The 16,678-nt window shown below is 41.5% G+C and carries 14 protein-coding genes; 4 read left to right on the top strand and 10 right to left on the bottom strand.

Annotated elements, in window-relative coordinates; translation table 11 throughout:
• Positions 1-78 precede the first annotated feature (78 nt).
• Both DXA54_RS11330 and DXA54_RS11325 read right to left on the bottom strand, forming a co-directional pair.
• Positions 79-2,463 carry an LruC domain-containing protein gene (locus tag DXA54_RS11330; RefSeq protein WP_004303725.1) on the bottom strand — a complete coding sequence of 795 codons (2,385 nt, stop codon included), beginning with the start codon at positions 2,461-2,463 and terminating at the stop codon, positions 79-81.
• Between the two features lie 241 nt (positions 2,464-2,704).
• On the bottom strand, positions 2,705-3,745 hold the full coding sequence (locus DXA54_RS11325; protein WP_004300111.1) for an asparaginase: 1,041 nt from the start codon (positions 3,743-3,745) through the stop codon (positions 2,705-2,707).
• A 208-nt stretch (positions 3,746-3,953) separates the two neighbouring features.
• Between DXA54_RS11325 and DXA54_RS11320 the strand changes: the two genes are divergently transcribed.
• Positions 3,954-4,304 (top strand): hypothetical protein, encoded by a 351-nt coding sequence (locus DXA54_RS11320; RefSeq protein ID WP_234115671.1) that lies wholly within the window; start codon positions 3,954-3,956, stop codon positions 4,302-4,304.
• 184 nt (positions 4,305-4,488) lie between these two features.
• Here the strand turns inward: DXA54_RS11320 and trpA are convergent, their stop codons facing one another.
• Genes trpA through trpB form a run of 7 tightly spaced genes read right to left on the bottom strand, consistent with a single transcriptional unit; the run spans position 4,489 to position 11,013 of the window.
• Positions 4,489-5,259: a tryptophan synthase subunit alpha gene (trpA, locus tag DXA54_RS11315; protein WP_004303723.1), complete on the bottom strand. Its 771-nt coding sequence runs from the start codon at positions 5,257-5,259 to the stop codon at positions 4,489-4,491.
• A gap of 18 nt (positions 5,260-5,277) precedes the next feature.
• On the bottom strand, positions 5,278-5,901 hold the full coding sequence (locus DXA54_RS11310; protein WP_004300108.1) for a phosphoribosylanthranilate isomerase: 624 nt from the start codon (positions 5,899-5,901) through the stop codon (positions 5,278-5,280).
• A 26-nt stretch (positions 5,902-5,927) separates the two neighbouring features.
• Complete coding sequence (gene trpC, locus DXA54_RS11305) at positions 5,928-6,710, bottom strand: indole-3-glycerol phosphate synthase TrpC (RefSeq protein ID WP_004311855.1); 783 nt, start codon at positions 6,708-6,710, stop codon at positions 5,928-5,930.
• Positions 6,711-6,758: 48 nt separating this feature from the next.
• Positions 6,759-7,754 carry an anthranilate phosphoribosyltransferase gene (trpD, locus tag DXA54_RS11300; protein WP_004317865.1) on the bottom strand — a complete coding sequence of 332 codons (996 nt, stop codon included), beginning with the start codon at positions 7,752-7,754 and terminating at the stop codon, positions 6,759-6,761.
• A gap of 4 nt (positions 7,755-7,758) precedes the next feature.
• Positions 7,759-8,325, bottom strand: coding sequence for an anthranilate synthase component II (locus DXA54_RS11295; RefSeq protein ID WP_008651733.1), 567 nt, complete (start codon positions 8,323-8,325; stop codon positions 7,759-7,761).
• 45 nt (positions 8,326-8,370) lie between these two features.
• Positions 8,371-9,777, bottom strand: a complete 1,407-nt coding sequence (locus DXA54_RS11290) for an anthranilate synthase component I family protein (RefSeq protein ID WP_004311853.1) — start codon at positions 9,775-9,777, stop codon at positions 8,371-8,373.
• A 48-nt stretch (positions 9,778-9,825) separates the two neighbouring features.
• Positions 9,826-11,013, bottom strand: a complete 1,188-nt coding sequence (gene trpB / locus DXA54_RS11285) for a tryptophan synthase subunit beta (RefSeq protein WP_004303719.1) — start codon at positions 11,011-11,013, stop codon at positions 9,826-9,828.
• Between the two features lie 360 nt (positions 11,014-11,373).
• Between trpB and DXA54_RS28210 the strand changes: the two genes are divergently transcribed.
• Together DXA54_RS28210 and DXA54_RS11275 are read left to right on the top strand one after the other, a co-directional pair.
• The gene (locus DXA54_RS28210; RefSeq protein WP_004300101.1) at positions 11,374-11,514 is read left to right on the top strand and encodes a hypothetical protein; all 141 of its coding nucleotides are present in this window, start codon (positions 11,374-11,376) and stop codon (positions 11,512-11,514) included.
• Positions 11,515-11,593: 79 nt separating this feature from the next.
• Positions 11,594-12,739: an iron-containing alcohol dehydrogenase gene (locus tag DXA54_RS11275; RefSeq protein WP_004300100.1), complete on the top strand. Its 1,146-nt coding sequence runs from the start codon at positions 11,594-11,596 to the stop codon at positions 12,737-12,739.
• A 76-nt stretch (positions 12,740-12,815) separates the two neighbouring features.
• Here DXA54_RS11275 and DXA54_RS11270 read toward each other — a convergent pair whose 3' ends face one another.
• Positions 12,816-14,441, bottom strand: coding sequence for an ATP-binding protein (locus DXA54_RS11270; RefSeq protein WP_032848889.1), 1,626 nt, complete (start codon positions 14,439-14,441; stop codon positions 12,816-12,818).
• Positions 14,442-14,778: 337 nt separating this feature from the next.
• Between DXA54_RS11270 and DXA54_RS11265 the strand changes: the two genes are divergently transcribed.
• A complete protein-coding gene (locus DXA54_RS11265; RefSeq protein WP_070782551.1) occupies positions 14,779-16,638 on the top strand; it encodes an SLC13 family permease in 1,860 nt (619 codons plus the stop codon).
• Positions 16,639-16,678 lie beyond the last annotated feature (40 nt).

The following is a 16,678-nucleotide window of genomic DNA, read 5'->3' as shown; positions in this document are numbered from 1 at the left end:
TTGCAACTTACAGCATCTTAATGAAAAAACACGGATTCCATAAAAACTGGAATCCGTGTTAAAGATTAATTGTTAGGCTTATTTATATACTCTTGATGAATCAAAAGTTTTCCACCATTCTTCATTCTTAGTACCGCCACTGGTCACCCAACTTTCGAATAACGAGTAAGCTGATTTGATATTCACATATTCCAAAGGCCATTTGAAGTCTGTCGGAACCATGATTCCCCATGCCAGGTTATCTTTGCTGATGTAATATCTCTTGCGGGAAGTAGAACTATCGTCGTTGTTGCCTCCGAACAAGTCGGTATTTGCCAACTTAGTTGGTTGATAACCGACAATATGAATCTCCTTACGCTGGTTTCTGTTTCCTTCTACGAAAATGAAAACATTCAGTTTATTGATATTAAGCTCATCCACAGAGATAGGATTGCTGAACTTTATAGTGAAACTGATATTTTTAGGACTCGTATTGGCAGAGTGACCTGCAATCGTATTGATCTGTTCGTAACGGTCTCTTCCCAATGCTTTGTGAGCATCGTCAAATAATGGAATAACCGCATAGTCCTGTCCGTTCTCAATCAGATTACTATTCACATTGAAACCTTTAAAAAGAGAGTTGTCACTGAATTCCACCGGCTGCGTAATGGCACTGGCAGGAACACCGTCCAGCATGATAGCAGCTCCAATACTCTTGGTAGCTCCGGCAGCCGATAAATCAAGACTTAACGTGAACTCTTCTGCCTTATTGCTCTTATTGATGGAGATCTTTCTTTCCTTGATAATCAGAACAAGGTCGTTCATATCGTAATCCCCATATAAAGGCCATTGGTCTTCAAACAGATAAGCATAATTGCGATTATCATCCATGATGATCGGGAACTTAGGATCTTCAGGATCTCCTCCTTCATTTCCACCATTTTTAATTCCTGTACAAACATCGATGATGACTTTAGAGTCTCCCATTTTGGTGAAGTATGCGCCATTCAGTACATGGAAGTTTTCCCACCATTGGTTCTTTTCAACGTGGCTGTCACATTCAATAACCAAATTTCCATCATATGTGAAACCTTGTCCGGTGATAACCGGTGATTTTATCATAGAAGTATTTTCACCTTTTCCATAAAACTTGGCATAACCGGGAGGTATGCTGATACTTGTCGTAGCATCCAGCATAGAACCATCACTTAAATTTACTGTTCCATTAACAAACTCCATTTTAGGAGCTTTCAAATATCCTTGAGTAAAGTTAAACGTCGCTCCGTTGGCATAGAAAGAAGTCGTTGCTTCCATGCTACAAGCGTTGTTGACAGTCGTATTGGTGAGACTGATGGTTGTAAACTTCATGATGTTGTTGTTGGTAGCAACAGCGTCGGAATTTGCAATTAATTTCTCTCCATAAATCTCTCCGTTATTTTCCAAAGAGAAATTAGACGGCAGATTTAATTCTCCTTCCAAACTGATTTTATTGTCATTTACAATTTTCGTATTGGAATTGATTGAGATATTCTTGCTGGTTATGGTTCCTTTGTTGTAGAGTGTTGCACCGGAATGTAGTGTCATTGTGTTCGCTACAGTCAGTGCACCCCAGTTTCTTAATGCAGCAGGCGCTCCATTGGTGAATGATATATCCTCTGCATTCACTTCTCCCTTTTCCATAATGGTCAACATGGAGTTTCTAATGAACGTCATGGTTCCTGATGCTTCAATTTTAGCATTATTCATCACAATGATTTCAATACCGTTTTGGAATTGGAATGTTGCGGGAATCGTCCATTTAGCATCTACATAAACTTTGGTTGCAATTTCACCGTCATAACCGTCAAACTTGAATGTGCCGGCATAGTCAGAGGTGATTTTGTAAGAAGCATCACGCAGCAAAGTGGTTCCTGACATTTCAGTCACTTCTTTTGCATTAGCAGGTATGGAATAGTAATCCGGCTTTTCAAATGAAAGGCCTCTTGTAGCAGCGGCACGACTCATCAACGCTCTATTTTGTGCAGTAGATCCTGCATAATAGAGTTTACAGGTAATATTATCGCTGTTTTCCGGCACATCGAACTGATATACCTGTTCACGTCCTCTAGGGTCGGTTTGCTTCACATAAATACCCTTTTGAGTTGGCAGCAGACTGACAGCGGTTGTAAATTTAAAGTTGTTTTCTTTATTAGCTGTCCTTGCAGCGAGCACGGAAGCGCTTTCATTAGTCAAAGGATCTTCTGCATATATTTCAACTAAATAAGCAAATAGTCCTCCTTCTTCATCTTTCACTTCGACCGAGACATTTTTAGTGGTTATCATGTTCCAATCGATATCATCGGGAGCAGCAAAGCCATCTCCCATCGGGTTAGGTGTTTCGTAAGACGGATCATAGAGATCCTTTCCAGAGTCAACACAACTAGACATAGTACCTGCCATCGCTATTGCAATGATGGGTACAAATTGAATTGTTTTCTTCATCATAATGTATTATTGCTTGATTGTTTGTAACCAAATCCATCACAAAAATAACTGCATATCTTTTATTGGAAATGTTTTTTCTGTTATTTTATGGAGTGAAAACAACTATACTTCCGTTTTGGTTCTTCTTTGGCTCTTTTAGGTTTGATTCGGTCTTGATGATGATGAAGAGAAATCCCCTGATTTTCACTTTTATACAACTGTTTAAAATGAAAATCAGGGGGTTACAATAGATGGATTTAACTTAAGACTTGGTGATTTCTCCTATTAAGCAGGAGTTCATTTTATATCGGATATCCTTGTTGGGTAATCCATGTCCCAATAAAAACATGAGCTTTGTTATGGCACATTCGGGGGTACTGTCATATCCACTGATTACACCTGCTTCCAGAAGATGCATTCCTGTTTCGTAACGTCCCATTTCTACTGCTCCGGAGGCACATTGTGTAATGTTGACAATGATAATTCCACGATCGGTAGCTTCCTTTAGTTGGCGGATGAACCATTCTTTTTGCGGAGCATTTCCCGAACCGAAGGTTTTCATGACAACCGCTTTCAATCCCGGAACATGAAGCAGAGAAGTCACGATACTCTCTTGAATGCCCGGAAAAAGCGTTAGAATAACTACATTGGTGTCAAACAGGTAATGCGGCTTTAACGGTTTTGTCGGGTCTGGTTTTCGAATGAGATTAGGCTCATATTTAATGTGGATACCTACCCGTGCCAATGGCGGATAATTGAAAGAGCGGAAAGCATTGAAATTCTCCGCATTGATTTTGGTGGTACGGTTGCCACGCATCAAATGATTCTCAAAGAAAATACAAACCTCCGGAACAATGGCTGTACCATCCGGATTTTTAGCTGCTGCAATTTCGATGGCTGTGATGAGGTTTTCCTTTCCGTCTGTGCGCAAAGTCCCGATCGGGAGCTGGGAACCTGTGAGGATGACAGGTTTGCTTAGATTTTCGAGCATGAAACTTAGTGCAGAGGCAGTGTAAGCCATTGTGTCTGTTCCGTGAAGGATGACGAAACCATCGAAATAATCATAATTGTAATTGATGATCTTTACCAGTTTTGCCCAGTAAGCAGGTTCCATGTCCGAAGAGTCGAGAGGGGGATCGAATTGGTAGGAGGAAATGCGGTAGTTGAATCTTTTCAGTTCGGGGACGTGCTTAAGCAAATGATCGAAGTTGAAATTTTCTAAGGCACCTGTTTCCGGATTCTCTATCATTCCGATAGTCCCACCCGTGTAAATTAACAAAACGGAAGGAGTTTCTGCTCTCATAATTGTTGAATTACTGTTAAAACATTGGCAAAGATACGGATTAAATGCGAATAATGAGTGCTAAACGACGAATTATATAAAGTTGGAAGGACAAGACTATAAAAAATATCTATGTTGCATTTTTGCGATATGTAGTATGAAAAAATGTCCCCATCTTTGGGGCAGGTTGGACGAAGTGTCCGGCTTTAAATAAAAAACGAAAGAGAAAATGAAAAATGACCGGTATTTTCCGTTAGAAATCTGTTTTTGGGCAGGCGACAATTTGAGCGTCATGATGTATCAGACAGGGGGAGTGCAACTTGTAGGGATTTATGTGTTGTTGCTGTATCTGTGTGCAAAGAATGACTACAGCAAATCAGTGGTTAATAGTATGCAAAAACCAGTGGAAAAAGTGCAGTGGAAAAAAACTCTGAAACGCCGATGGATAAAGGGCAAAAACCGAATGAAACCCAAGAGAGTAGAAGAGAAATATTACTACTGTTGTAAACAACAGCAGCAATATTGGCGAGGAAAGGAAGACTGCTGCTGTTGTTGTTCGGACTTCGGATTCGGTGAATGACAGGGGCAACGAGATTGTCAGCCCACGCCTCGATCCTGTTCAGTCCACGTCTTGTTTTTGTTCAGCTCACGGCTTGTCTCTGCTCGTCCCACGGGTGAAGTACGGCCTCCCCACGGCTTGCAGAAATAGCCCCACGGTTTGCGGAAATAGCCCTGCGGCCTGCGGAAATTTTCATCCGAGGCTCTTACTTCAGGGCTTCTTTCAGTCTGGTAATCGCCTTTTCCGGGTCTTTTTCTTCTTCGAGCAGAGTGACGAACTTACTGCCGATGATAGCTCCGGAAGCGTGTTCGCAAGCTGCTTGGAATGTTGCTTTATTGGAGATACCAAATCCCACCATCAACGGATTGTTCAGATGCATACCTTCAATCTTTTTGAAGTAAGCCCGTTTTTGTTCGTTGAAATCTTGTTGCGCTCCGGTGGTTGCTGCTGATGAAACCATATAAATAAATCCGTCGGTATGTGTATCTATCTCGCGTACCCGTTCTTCGCTAGTTTCCGGTGTGATGAGCATAATCACTCTGATGTTATAGCGTTCGGCAATGATACGATAATGTTCTTGGTAATCACGGAAAGGGAGATCAGGGATAATGACGCCGTCGATACCACATTCCACACATTTACGGCAGAAATTCTCAAATCCGAATTGCATGATTGGGTTTAAATATCCCATAAGCACAAGTGGGATTTTTACGTCCTTGCGAATATCCCGTAATTGTTCAAAAAGAAGTTTTAGAGACATACCATTGCGCAATGCCTGCGTAGCGGCATTCTGAATAACAATGCCATCTGCCATCGGATCACTGAAAGGAATGCCGACTTCAATCATACTCACTCCGTGCTTTTCGAGCGTGCGGATTACATCAGCGGTACCATCCAAAGTAGGAGTACCGGCACAAAAATAAATAGAAAGTATGTCTTTCTTGTTGCTATTGAAAAGTTGATTAATTCTATTCATGACGTTGGAATTTTTAGATTATGATTTTAATTCGTTTAAAAATGTCCGGATACGCTCCGGATCCTTTTCTCCCGGTTTCAATTCAAAACGGCTGTTGAGATCGTATCCGGCAAGCCGGGGATGTTTAAACTCTTTCAGGGCATTGGCACTGTATGAGTTAATGCCTCCGCTCAATAGGAAGGGTACATGTCCATTGTACATATCCAGAATACTCCAGTCGAATTGATTTCCCGAACCACCATACTGTTCGCATTTGGTATCGAACAGAAAAAGATCACAGACTTTTTCGTAGTCATATACCTTTCTCAAATCTTTGGGACGGTCTACTGAAAAGGCCTTGATGATTTTCAATCCAGTGGAATGTAAGGACCGGCAGTATTCCGGCGATTCATTTCCGTGGAGCTGTACATAATTCAGTCCGAAACGATCAGCATACATGCTGATTGTCTGCTTGTCTTCGTTGACGAAAACTCCGACACGCCGGGCATGAATGGGCAAGTAAGCCGGAAGCTCGTAGACATATCGGGGAGATTTAGGATAGAAGATGAATCCCAGCATATCTATGCCTTCGATAGACTCTACGTCCTGTATGTTTTCAGCTTCACGCATACCGCATACTTTGATAATTTTTCCGTTAATCATAGGGCTGTCCGTTTTGAATAATTAGTTTATTGGATTGCTTGCAGGAAATTCTGTAAAGTTTCTCCCGGTTGCTGTGTTTTCATAAATGTTTCACCGATCAGGAATCCACGGAATCCGGCTGCCCGAAGTCGGTTTACTATTTCCGGATCGGAGATGCCGCTTTCGGATACCAATACAGCATCTTGGGGAAGCTGTCCGGCCAAGCGGAAAGAGTTTTCTACATCAGTGAAGAAAGTACCCAGATTACGATTGTTGATTCCTACCATATCTATTTTCTTGTCGATGTATATTAATTCCTCGGAGCTATGAATCTCCAGAAGAACTTCCAGACCTAGTTCATGAGCTTTTTCTGCAAGTTCATTACATTTCTCCGGTTCTAATGCGGCTGCGATAAGAAGTACGGCATCGGCACCGACAATTTTGGCTTGATAAAGCTGGTATTCGTCAATGATGAAGTCCTTCCTAAGAATGGGGATCTCTACCAAAGGGCGTGCAGTGCGGATGTCCTTCAGGCTTCCTCCGAAAAATTTCTCGTCGGTGAGGATGGAAAGGGCAGAGGCTCCTGCTACTGCATAGGAGGGAACAATTTCTTCCGGGCATGCTTCTTCCTTTATCCATCCTTTGGATGGAGACCGACGCTTGAATTCAGCGATAATACCCGATGCAGACGAGGCTAATGCCTGCTTCATAGAACGAGAGGTCGGAACTTCGCTGATACCTTCCTGTAATTGCTCGATGGAGATAGCCTGCTTTTGCAGGTCAACTTCAAATCGTTTGTTTGCTATAATCTCTGATAATATATCTTTCATTGATGTGGGATTATTAATTGTAAATGATGGATTTGCAAAAATAAAACATTAACTGTTCAATTCAATGAATTTTTTTAGGGTAGCTAATGCGCGTCCACTTTCCAATGACTCTTTGGAGAGAGCAATACATTCTTCAATAGTCTTCTCCGGACAAATCACATGGATGGCGAAAGCTGAATTGACTACCACTACATTTTTTTGAGCTTCCGTAGCCGTGTTATTCATGATCTGGTCGAAAATCTTAGCTGCATCTTCCGGTGTTTGTCCACCATCCAGGTCAGTTTCCTTATAGCGGGAGAATCCGAGACTCTCGGGAGCGTAAATCTTTTCATGATCGCTGGTCGCCACTTTAAACTCATTTGTCAGAGAGATTTCGTCATATCCGTCGAGACTATGAACAACGGCAAATTTCGTCTTGCTTTCCTGATAAGTATAGGTATAGAGGCGAAGTAACGGGAGGTTGTAAACTCCTAAAAGCTGATAGGCCGGTAATACCGGATTAACCAACGGACCGAGCATATTAAAGAAAGTGCGCACTGCCAATCCTTTACGAACCGGAGCAACTGCCTTTAATGCCGGATTGAATAAAGGAGCATGCAGATAGGCAAGATTACATTTCTCCATGCTACGGCGCAGTTGATCGACGTTACTGGTGAACTTTACACCGTGTTGCTCCATTACATTACTGGCACCGCTGACTGATGTTGCTCCGTAATTACCATGTTTCACAACCGGGAAACCGGCTCCGGCAACAGTAAAACAGGAAGCTGTAGAAATATTAAATGTATTTTTTCCATCACCTCCGGTTCCTACGATATCTATCGGAGCAAATTCACTTAAATCAACCGGAATACGCATTTCAAGCAATGCATCGCGGAAACCGCATAATTCTTCCACAGAGATATTACGCATCAGAAAGACGGTAATTAAAGAGGCTACCTGTACATCATTATATTTTCCTTGTGCGATGTTCTGTAAAATGGTGCGAGCCTCATCGCGTCCCAAATATTGATGTTCGAAAAGTTTGTATAGAATCTGTTTCATAAGTTTAATCGTTTAAGAAGTTTTTAATAATTTCTTTTCCTTGCGGAGTTAATACTGATTCGGGATGGAACTGAATACCATGTACATTGTAGGTCTTATGGCGGATTGCCATGATTTGTCCTTCCTGACTTTCTGCCGTTATTTCCAGGCAATCGGGAAAACCTTCCCGGCTGACTACCCAGGAATGGTATCTTCCAACAGGGATTTCTTTTCCCAACCCTTCAAAAAGCAAATCCTGGTGAAGGATGGTAATCGGAGTCTGTACCCCATGATATACTTCTTTGAGATTTTCCAGACGTGCTCCGAAAGCTTCGCCGATGGCTTGATGACCGAGGCAGACACCCAGAATGCTTTTGGTCGGAGCATATCTTTTAATAATAGGTAATAGCAGTCCGGCCTCTTCGGGTATGCCCGGTCCGGGAGACAGGATGATTTTATCAAATCGGTCTACTTCATCAAGCTCTATCTGGTCGTTGCGAACTACTTCTACATCTGTAGCCCCTAATTCTTTCACTGCGTGCAGTAGGTTATAAGTGAAAGAGTCGTAGTTATCTAAAAGTAATATTTTCATTTTTATTGTCATTGTAAAATGGTTGTTCAAATACTATCTCTGCTTTCAATTTTTTAATTTGACAGCTAAATCAATCGCCTTTTTCAGTGCTCCCAGTTTGTTGTTCACCTCTTGCAGTTCATATTCATCCTGACTGCGTGCTACAATACCTCCTCCGGCTTGGAACCAGAGTTCATTGTTGCGGCTTACAAAAGTACGGATAGTGATAGCCTGATTTAATTCGCCGTTCAATCCGATAAAACCGATACAGCCACCATAGGCTCCACGATTATGTGGTTCGATTTCGCTGATTAACTGCATAGCGCGTACTTTGGGAGCACCGCTTAATGTGCCGGCAGGAAACGTATCAATAAACGTTTTTATTTTATCTGCGCCCTCATTCAACATACCGCTGACACGGCTTACCAGGTGAATGACATGACTATAATATTGTGGTTCCTTATAGAATAGTACGCGTACATCATGACAATTACGGGAAAGGTCGTTTCTGGCAAGATCAACCAGCATGACATGCTCTGCATTTTCTTTAGGGTCAGCCAATAAAGCTTCTGTCAGTTCCCGGTCTTTTACTACATCTCCGGTACGGCGGGTAGTTCCGGCAATCGGATCGATGTAAGCACGACCATCTTCGATTTTGCAATGTGTTTCCGGTGAAGAACCGAAGATGCGGTATCCTCCGAAATCGAAGTAGAAAAGATAAGGAGAAGGATTGATGCTGCGGAGTGCGCGGTACACTTTGAAATCATCTCCGGCATAAGGTTGGATAAATCTTCTGGAAAGTACGATTTGGAAAACATCTCCACGCATACAGTGCGCGATTCCTTTGCGGACATTGGCTTTATGCTCCTCGTCGGTGATAGGGCTAGTAACGGGACCTGTTACAGAGAAGTTGTAAGAAGCATAATTCCGGTTTTCGATGGCTGCTTCCAGTTCCGGTAAGCCGCTTTCTTCTCCTTCGGACAACATTTCAACGAGTGTCAATTCATTTTTGAAATGATTGAAAACAATGACATACTTATATAATATGTATAGCAAATCCGGAGCGTCATTTTGCTCATCGTGACTTTCTTTCACCGGGATGTGCTCGAAGTATTTCACAGCGTTGAACGTCGTGTATCCGTAAAGTCCACATACATTCTTATTATCCCCGGTCACCTGGAATTGATTGATAAACCGGTTCATGGCCTTTTCTACATGGAAGGTTTTTGTCAGGGGTTCTTCCGTGCGGCTGTTATCGGGATAGTTGGAAGTGACAATGCCGCCATTTATACCGATACTTGCCAGGGGACAGAGGGCTATAAATGACAAGGAATTTTCTCCGGCATGATAGTCGGAACTTTCCATTAATGCAGATTGCGGATACATGTCGCGCACTTTCAGGTAAATGCTGACAGGAGTATGCATATCTCCGAGCACTTGTTTGCTATGAGTTGTATAATTAAATGTTTTCATTTCTATAATTGCTTGATTATTGATTACGAATGATGGTTTACTAATTACTTATTGCTGTTCATTAAACGATAAATAGGTTTCAATATCTTTGTCTCCTCGTCCTGAAACAGTCAATACAACGATATCTTCCGGTTTGAACTTCAATTTTCTCAAAGCTCCTAATGCATGGGCGGATTCCAGTGCAGGGATAATACCTTCGAGTTTAGTCAGTTCGTAAGCGGCTTCTATTGCTTCGTCGTCATTGATTGCCAAAACGTTGGCACGTCTTTGTGCGGCAAGATTGGCGTGTATCGGACCAATGCCCGGATAATCCAGTCCGGCGGAAATCGAGTAAGGCTCTTCAATCTGTCCGTCTTCGTTTTGGATGACGTAAGTACGCGCTCCGTGGATAATTCCCATTTTACCGAGTTGGATGGTGGCGGCGGTCATTCCGGTTTCTATTCCTTTACCTCCGGCTTCCGCCAGAATGATGCCTACCCGTTCATCATTGATATAATGATAAATCGTTCCGGCAGCATTACTTCCTCCTCCAACGCAGGCTATCAGATAATCCGGATAGTCACGTCCTTCTTTTTCTTGCAGTTGTTTTTTTATTTCTTCGCTGATAACAGATTGCAGGCGTGCCACCATATCAGGATAAGGATGAGGGCCTACGGTAGAGCCGATAATATAATAAGTGTCGGCAGGATGGCAACACCAGTCGCGGATCGCTTCGTTGGTTGCGTCTTTCAAGGTCATGTTTCCGGAAGTAACGGGAATAACGGTAGCTCCCAGCATTTTCATTTTCTCCACATTGATATGTTGGCGTTCTACATCCGTCTTTCCCATATAAACGATACATTCCATATCCATCAACGCACATACGGTAGCTGTTGCTACTCCATGTTGTCCGGCTCCGGTTTCGGCGATGATGCGTTTCTTTCCCATGCGGCGTGCCAGCAAGATTTGTCCGATGGTGTTGTTGATTTTGTGTGCACCGGTATGATTCAGGTCTTCCCGTTTCAGATACAACTTGCAACCATACTTTTCGGAAAGGCGTTTTGCTAGATAGAGTGGGGAAGGGCGTCCTACGTAGTCGCGTAATAATTGCTCAAATTCCTTTTTAAACTCTTCGCTTTCAATCACTTCGAGGTACTTGTTTGTCAGTTCCTCAACACATTTGTGGAGGATTTCCGGTACATAAGCACCACCGAATTCTCCGTAATAGCCATCCTGGTCAACTAAAAAACTTTTCATAATCCTATCTATTTTTTTATGTTATTATCTAAATCTGTTCGAAAATGGGCAAATAAAAAGAGCCCTGCCGCAAGTTGCGACAGGGCTCTTTCAAATCTGTTATATCTTTAATGAGGTATATACATACGAGCACTGCTCCCTTACGACTGTCGGAGTTGTAACGGGTGCCACCACCAATATGTATTTACTAACATTGTTCTCATTGTCTTTTGTAATTTTATGGGGGCAAATATAGACACTTTGTTTGAAACAGCAAACAAAAAATGACTTTTTTTCTCTTTTGCCTTCATTTTTCTGATATAGAACAATTTTCAACCTGAACTGTTCTTATAAATATTGAATATTTAAACAAAAACAATTATGAAACAGAGAAAAGTTTTAGTAGGTATCGCTATTGCCATTTTCATTATATTATTATTGTATTGGTTATTGGTAGCAGAGGATATGAAACCCTGGTTGTCGGCTATGGTTCCTTCCGTGGCACAACAATTCTTCGCTTGATTCTGACAGGGTTCGGATAAATCATATATCTTTGCAAGGATAGTGGCTAATAACCAAAATAATAACAATAGACTAAGATATGGAAAATTTTATTTTTCAAAATCCCGTGAAACTGATAATGGGAAAAGGGATGATTGCTCGGTTGGCTAAAGAAATACCGTCCGACAAGCGTATTATGATTACTTTTGGCGGTGGAAGCGTGAAGAAAAACGGAGTGTACGATCAGGTAAAGGAAGCATTGAAGAATCATTTTACAGTAGAATTCTGGGGAATCGAACCCAATCCTGCCATTGAAACTCTCCGTAAAGCTATTGCTTTGGGAAAAGAAGAGAAAGTAGATTATCTGCTGGCTGTTGGTGGTGGTTCCGTTATTGACGGTACGAAATTGATTTCCGCAGGAATCCTGTATGATGGTGATGCCTGGGATTTAGTACTTGCCGGACGTCCAGTCACTCATACTGTACCTCTTGCCACTGTATTGACTTTGCCCGCTACCGGTTCGGAGATGAATAACGGGGCAGTTATTTCCCGTCGTGAAACAAAAGAGAAATATCCTTTTTATGCTAACTATCCAATCTTCTCTATTCTTGACCCGGAAGTAACTTTTACCTTGCCTCCTCATCAGGTGGCCTGTGGTTTGGCTGATACCTTTGTTCATGTGATGGAGCAATATATGACTACTCCCGGGCAGAGCCGCATTATGGATCGTTGGGCGGAAGGCATTTTACAAACTTTGGTAGAAATAGCTCCGAAAATCCGTGAAAACCAGCATGATTATCAACTGATGGCTGATTTTATGCTTTCGGCTACAATGGCATTGAATGGATTTATTGCTATGGGAGTGTCGCAAGACTGGGCAACTCACATGATTGGTCATGAAATTACTGCTTTGCACGGATTGACACATGGTCATACGTTAGCCATTGTTCTTCCTGCCACTTTACAGGTGCTTCATGAAGAAAAAGGAGATAAACTTTTGCAGTATGGTGAAAGAGTCTGGGGAATTACTTCCGGTACGCGAGAAGAACGGATTGATGAAGCGATTTGTCATACCGAAGAGTTCTTTCGTTCGCTTGGGCTGACTACACGTTTGCATGAAGAGAACATCGGACAGGATACTATTCTGGAAATCGAACGCCGATTCAATGAACGTGGTGCTAAATATGGAGAGAATGGAAATGTAACGGGTGCTGTTGCCCGCAGGATATTAGAGACTGCACTTTAAGTATACTCTTACATTAAAAATATAGGATAAAGAGGATATTGGAACATACTTTTCACAATATCCTCTTTTCTTTTTATTATTTCTCAATTTTCTCTGACCTTGGAATTCTGAACCAGAAGCGAGAGCCTTCTCCTTCTTTAGATTCCACTCCGATAACCCCGCCCAGTCTTTCTACTATGACACGGCAGATGGCTAGTCCGAGTCCTGTCCCTTTAATAAAGGAGTTCAGTTTGACGAAGCGCTCAAACACTTTATCTATCTTGTCAGCAGGAATTCCGATACCTGTATCTTTTACATAAAAGTATATTTCATCTTTGGCTTCTTCAATCCGGTATCCCATTTCGATAGAACCTTTAGGGGTGAATTTCAAAGCATTATTTGTAAAGTTGATGATAACCTGTGATAGACGTATGCGGTCGGTATACATCATGCATTGATCTGCTTTCTCTGTGAATAAGATTTGAATGTCTGGGGAAGAATTCTTTTCTTGCATTTGTCTGCAAATACCTTCCATCAATTCGTTGATATCAGTCTGTGCAAATGTGAATTCCATAGTACCGGCTTCAATTTTAGAAAGATCGAGGATGTCGTCTATTAGTTGCAATAATAAGATATTGTTGCTGGAGATGATTTTTACAAATTCTTTTCTCTCTTCCTCTTCCTCCGTTTGGCAAACCATTTCGGAGAATCCTACAATCGCATTTAGCGGGGTTCGTATTTCATGGCTCATATTAGCGAGAAAGGCAGATTTGAGCCGATTGGATTCTTCGGCTTTTTCCTTTGCTTCCTGCAGCATTTTGTCCATCTTTAATTTTTCAGTGATGTTTTCAAAACGAAGTAATCCTCCAATAATTTCAGTTTCCTTTTCATCGCCGAATACAGGTGTTGCGGTCACTTCAAAATCTACATCGTCTACTCTGATGGTATGCCGGATAATTTTGCCCTGTTCGATAGCTTTCTTGAAAGCACATTGTCCACACGGTTCATTACGAAGTGCACTGGTCTGATAGCAAATTTTTCCCGGTATGTATCGTCTGCCTTTTACCAGGCTGGCTATTTGTCTTGTTTCCTCCCATTGTACCCGGTAATTTTTATCAATATAGATAAGGCCGAAGTCGATACTTTTTAGAGCTAGTTTTTGCTTCTTCAATGCTTTTTCCAGTTCTTCCTTGGCGGCAACTAATTCTCTTTCATAATTCTTGAGTTGTGTGATATCCCACCGGGTTGCCAACAGCCATTTCTTTTCTCCTTCCCATGAAATAATAGATTTAACGGCAATAGTATCATGGGTGATTCCATCGGGAGTGGTGTATTTCTCTTCTTTGCGATATACTTTGCCTGCTTGTATGAGTTCTTTGTCGATATGCCGGTATTTTTCACCTCTTTCTTCTCCGTAAATTTCATAATCAGTATGTCCGATGGCCTCTTCACTGCTAATGCCGGATTGAGCGGCTGATTCTTTATTCCAGTAATAGTATCGGAAATCGTTTGTAATATCTTTTACAAAGATGGGGAAAGGAAGGTTATCGAGAATATCAAAGGAGAAACGGTAGGAATGATTGGTCTTTTTAATCGTTTTTTGCAATTTTCGGATTCTATATAGTAAGATGCTGATGACAAGGAGCAAAATAACTACTAGTAAATAATTATAACCCCAATGAACTTCGTTAATCCAATAATTTAACAAATAATTGTTTGCCATAAAATGTTTGATATAAATGAGGTGTAAAGATATGAATTGTTCTTTAACTTTCAAAAAATAATACATAAATATATTGTCTTTCAACATTATATTGTGAGACTGTAATTATATGCGATGAAGAAATAGTGGAGGTATGGTGTCTTGTAGTTCTTGTATGGTATCATATTTTGCTTGATTTCGAGTCTTTTTTCAGAAAGAAAATGTATTAAAATATTAAATGATGTCTCATGAACTAAAATCATTTCTAGTTTGTTTTAATAACGCTGGAGTATTTTCTATTTTTGTTCACCTAAATAAGTTTTGATAGAGTCAAAATAAAACAATCATTTAATTACGTATGCTAATAACCATTATTATTCTCGTTCTTTCGGCTGTCTTTTTCGTGAACGGCAAGGTTCGTTCGGATATTGTGGCACTGTGTGCACTGATAGCCTTACTTATTTTTCAGATATTAACTCCTGATGAAGCACTTTCCGGTTTTTCCAATTCGGTAGTCATTATGATGATCGGATTGTTTGTAGTGGGAGGGGCTATCTTTCAAACGGGATTGGCAAAGATGATTAGTTCCCGTATTCTTAAACTTGCGGGAACCAGTGAGATCCGGTTATTTCTGTTGGTGATGTTGGTGACTTCGGCCATTGGTGCGTTTGTCAGTAACACAGGAACGGTGGCACTGATGCTTCCTATTGTTGTCAGTCTGGCAATGAGTGCCGGTATGAATCCGAGCAGGCTGTTGATGCCGTTGGCTTTTGCAAGTAGTATGGGAGGTATGATGACTTTAATCGGTACTCCGCCGAACCTTGTGATACAAAATACGTTGACTTCTGCCGGACTTGAACCGCTTTCCTTCTTCTCTTTCCTGCCTGTCGGCATTGTCTGTGTGATTGTCGGTACGCTGGTATTGATGCCACTTAGCAAATGGTTTCTTTCTAAAAAAGGCCAGAAAGATGATAATAAACGTTCGGGTAAGTCACTGAAACAGTTGGTAAATGAATATGGGCTTTCCAGCAATCTGTTTCGTTTGCAGGTAATAAAAGATTCCCGGCTTTTGGGCAAGACGATTATTGACTTGGATATTCGTCGCAAATATGGTTTGAATATCATGGAAGTGCGTCGTGGTGATGCATCGCAACATCGTTTTCTGAAAACGATTACCCAGAAGTTTGCTGCACCGGACACGATGTTGCAAGCCGAGGATATTTTGTATGTGACAGGAGAATTTGATAAGGTACAGCTTTTTGCAGAAGATTTCCTGCTAGAGATTTTAGGTGACCATGCAACGGAAGAAACAAAAAGTACGACTAATTCGCTGGATTTTTATGATATCGGTATTGCTGAAATAGTATTGATGCCATCCTCTAATTTGATAAACCAGACCATTAAAGAAGCTGGCTTCCGTGATAAATTTAATGTGAACGTATTGGGGATTCGTCGTAAAAAGGAATACTTATTGCAAGATTTGGGGAATGAGCGTATTCATAGTGGTGACGTGCTTTTGGTGCAAGGAACATGGAATAATATAGCCCGTCTTAGCAAAGAGGATTCTGATTGGGTTGTTTTGGGACAACCTTTGGCGGAAGCGGCTAAAGTTACGTTAGACTATAAAGCTCCGGTGGCAGCTGCTATTATGGTGTTAATGGTGGCAATGATGGTTTTTGACTTCATTCCGGTTGCTCCGGTTACAGCTGTTATGATAGCGGGTATATTGATGGTGCTCACGGGATGTTTCCGCAATGTAGAAGCGGCTTATAAAACGATTAACTGGGAAAGCATTGTATTGATTGCAGCCATGCTTCCTATGTCTCTGGCATTGGAGAAAACGGGAGCTTCGGAATATATTTCCAACACATTGGTGAACGGCTTGGGATCATACGGACCGGTTGCATTGATGGCAGGTATTTATTTTACAACTTCGTTGATGACGATGTTTATTAGTAATACGGCTACCGCTGTTTTGCTTGCTCCGATTGCTTTGCAAAGTGCCATACAGATTGGAGTCAGTCCGGTTCCTTTCTTGTTTGCTGTGACGGTAGGTGCAAGTATGTGTTTTGCTTCTCCGTTCTCTACACCGCCTAATGCCTTGGTGATGCCTGCCGGTCAATATACCTTTATGGATTATGTAAAAGTGGGATTGCCGTTGCAGATTATTATGGGAATCGTGATGATTTTTGTATTACCATTGATTTTCCCCTTTTAGTTTTTAATTTTTATCCTTTTAATAAGGAGATGAAAGAGCT

Source organism: Bacteroides sp. OF03-11BH, assembly GCF_003604005.1.
Classification (GTDB): domain Bacteria; phylum Bacteroidota; class Bacteroidia; order Bacteroidales; family Bacteroidaceae; genus Bacteroides; species Bacteroides ovatus.
Note: the sequence above shows the minus strand (reverse complement) of the source record. Positions and strands in the feature narration are given on the sequence as shown.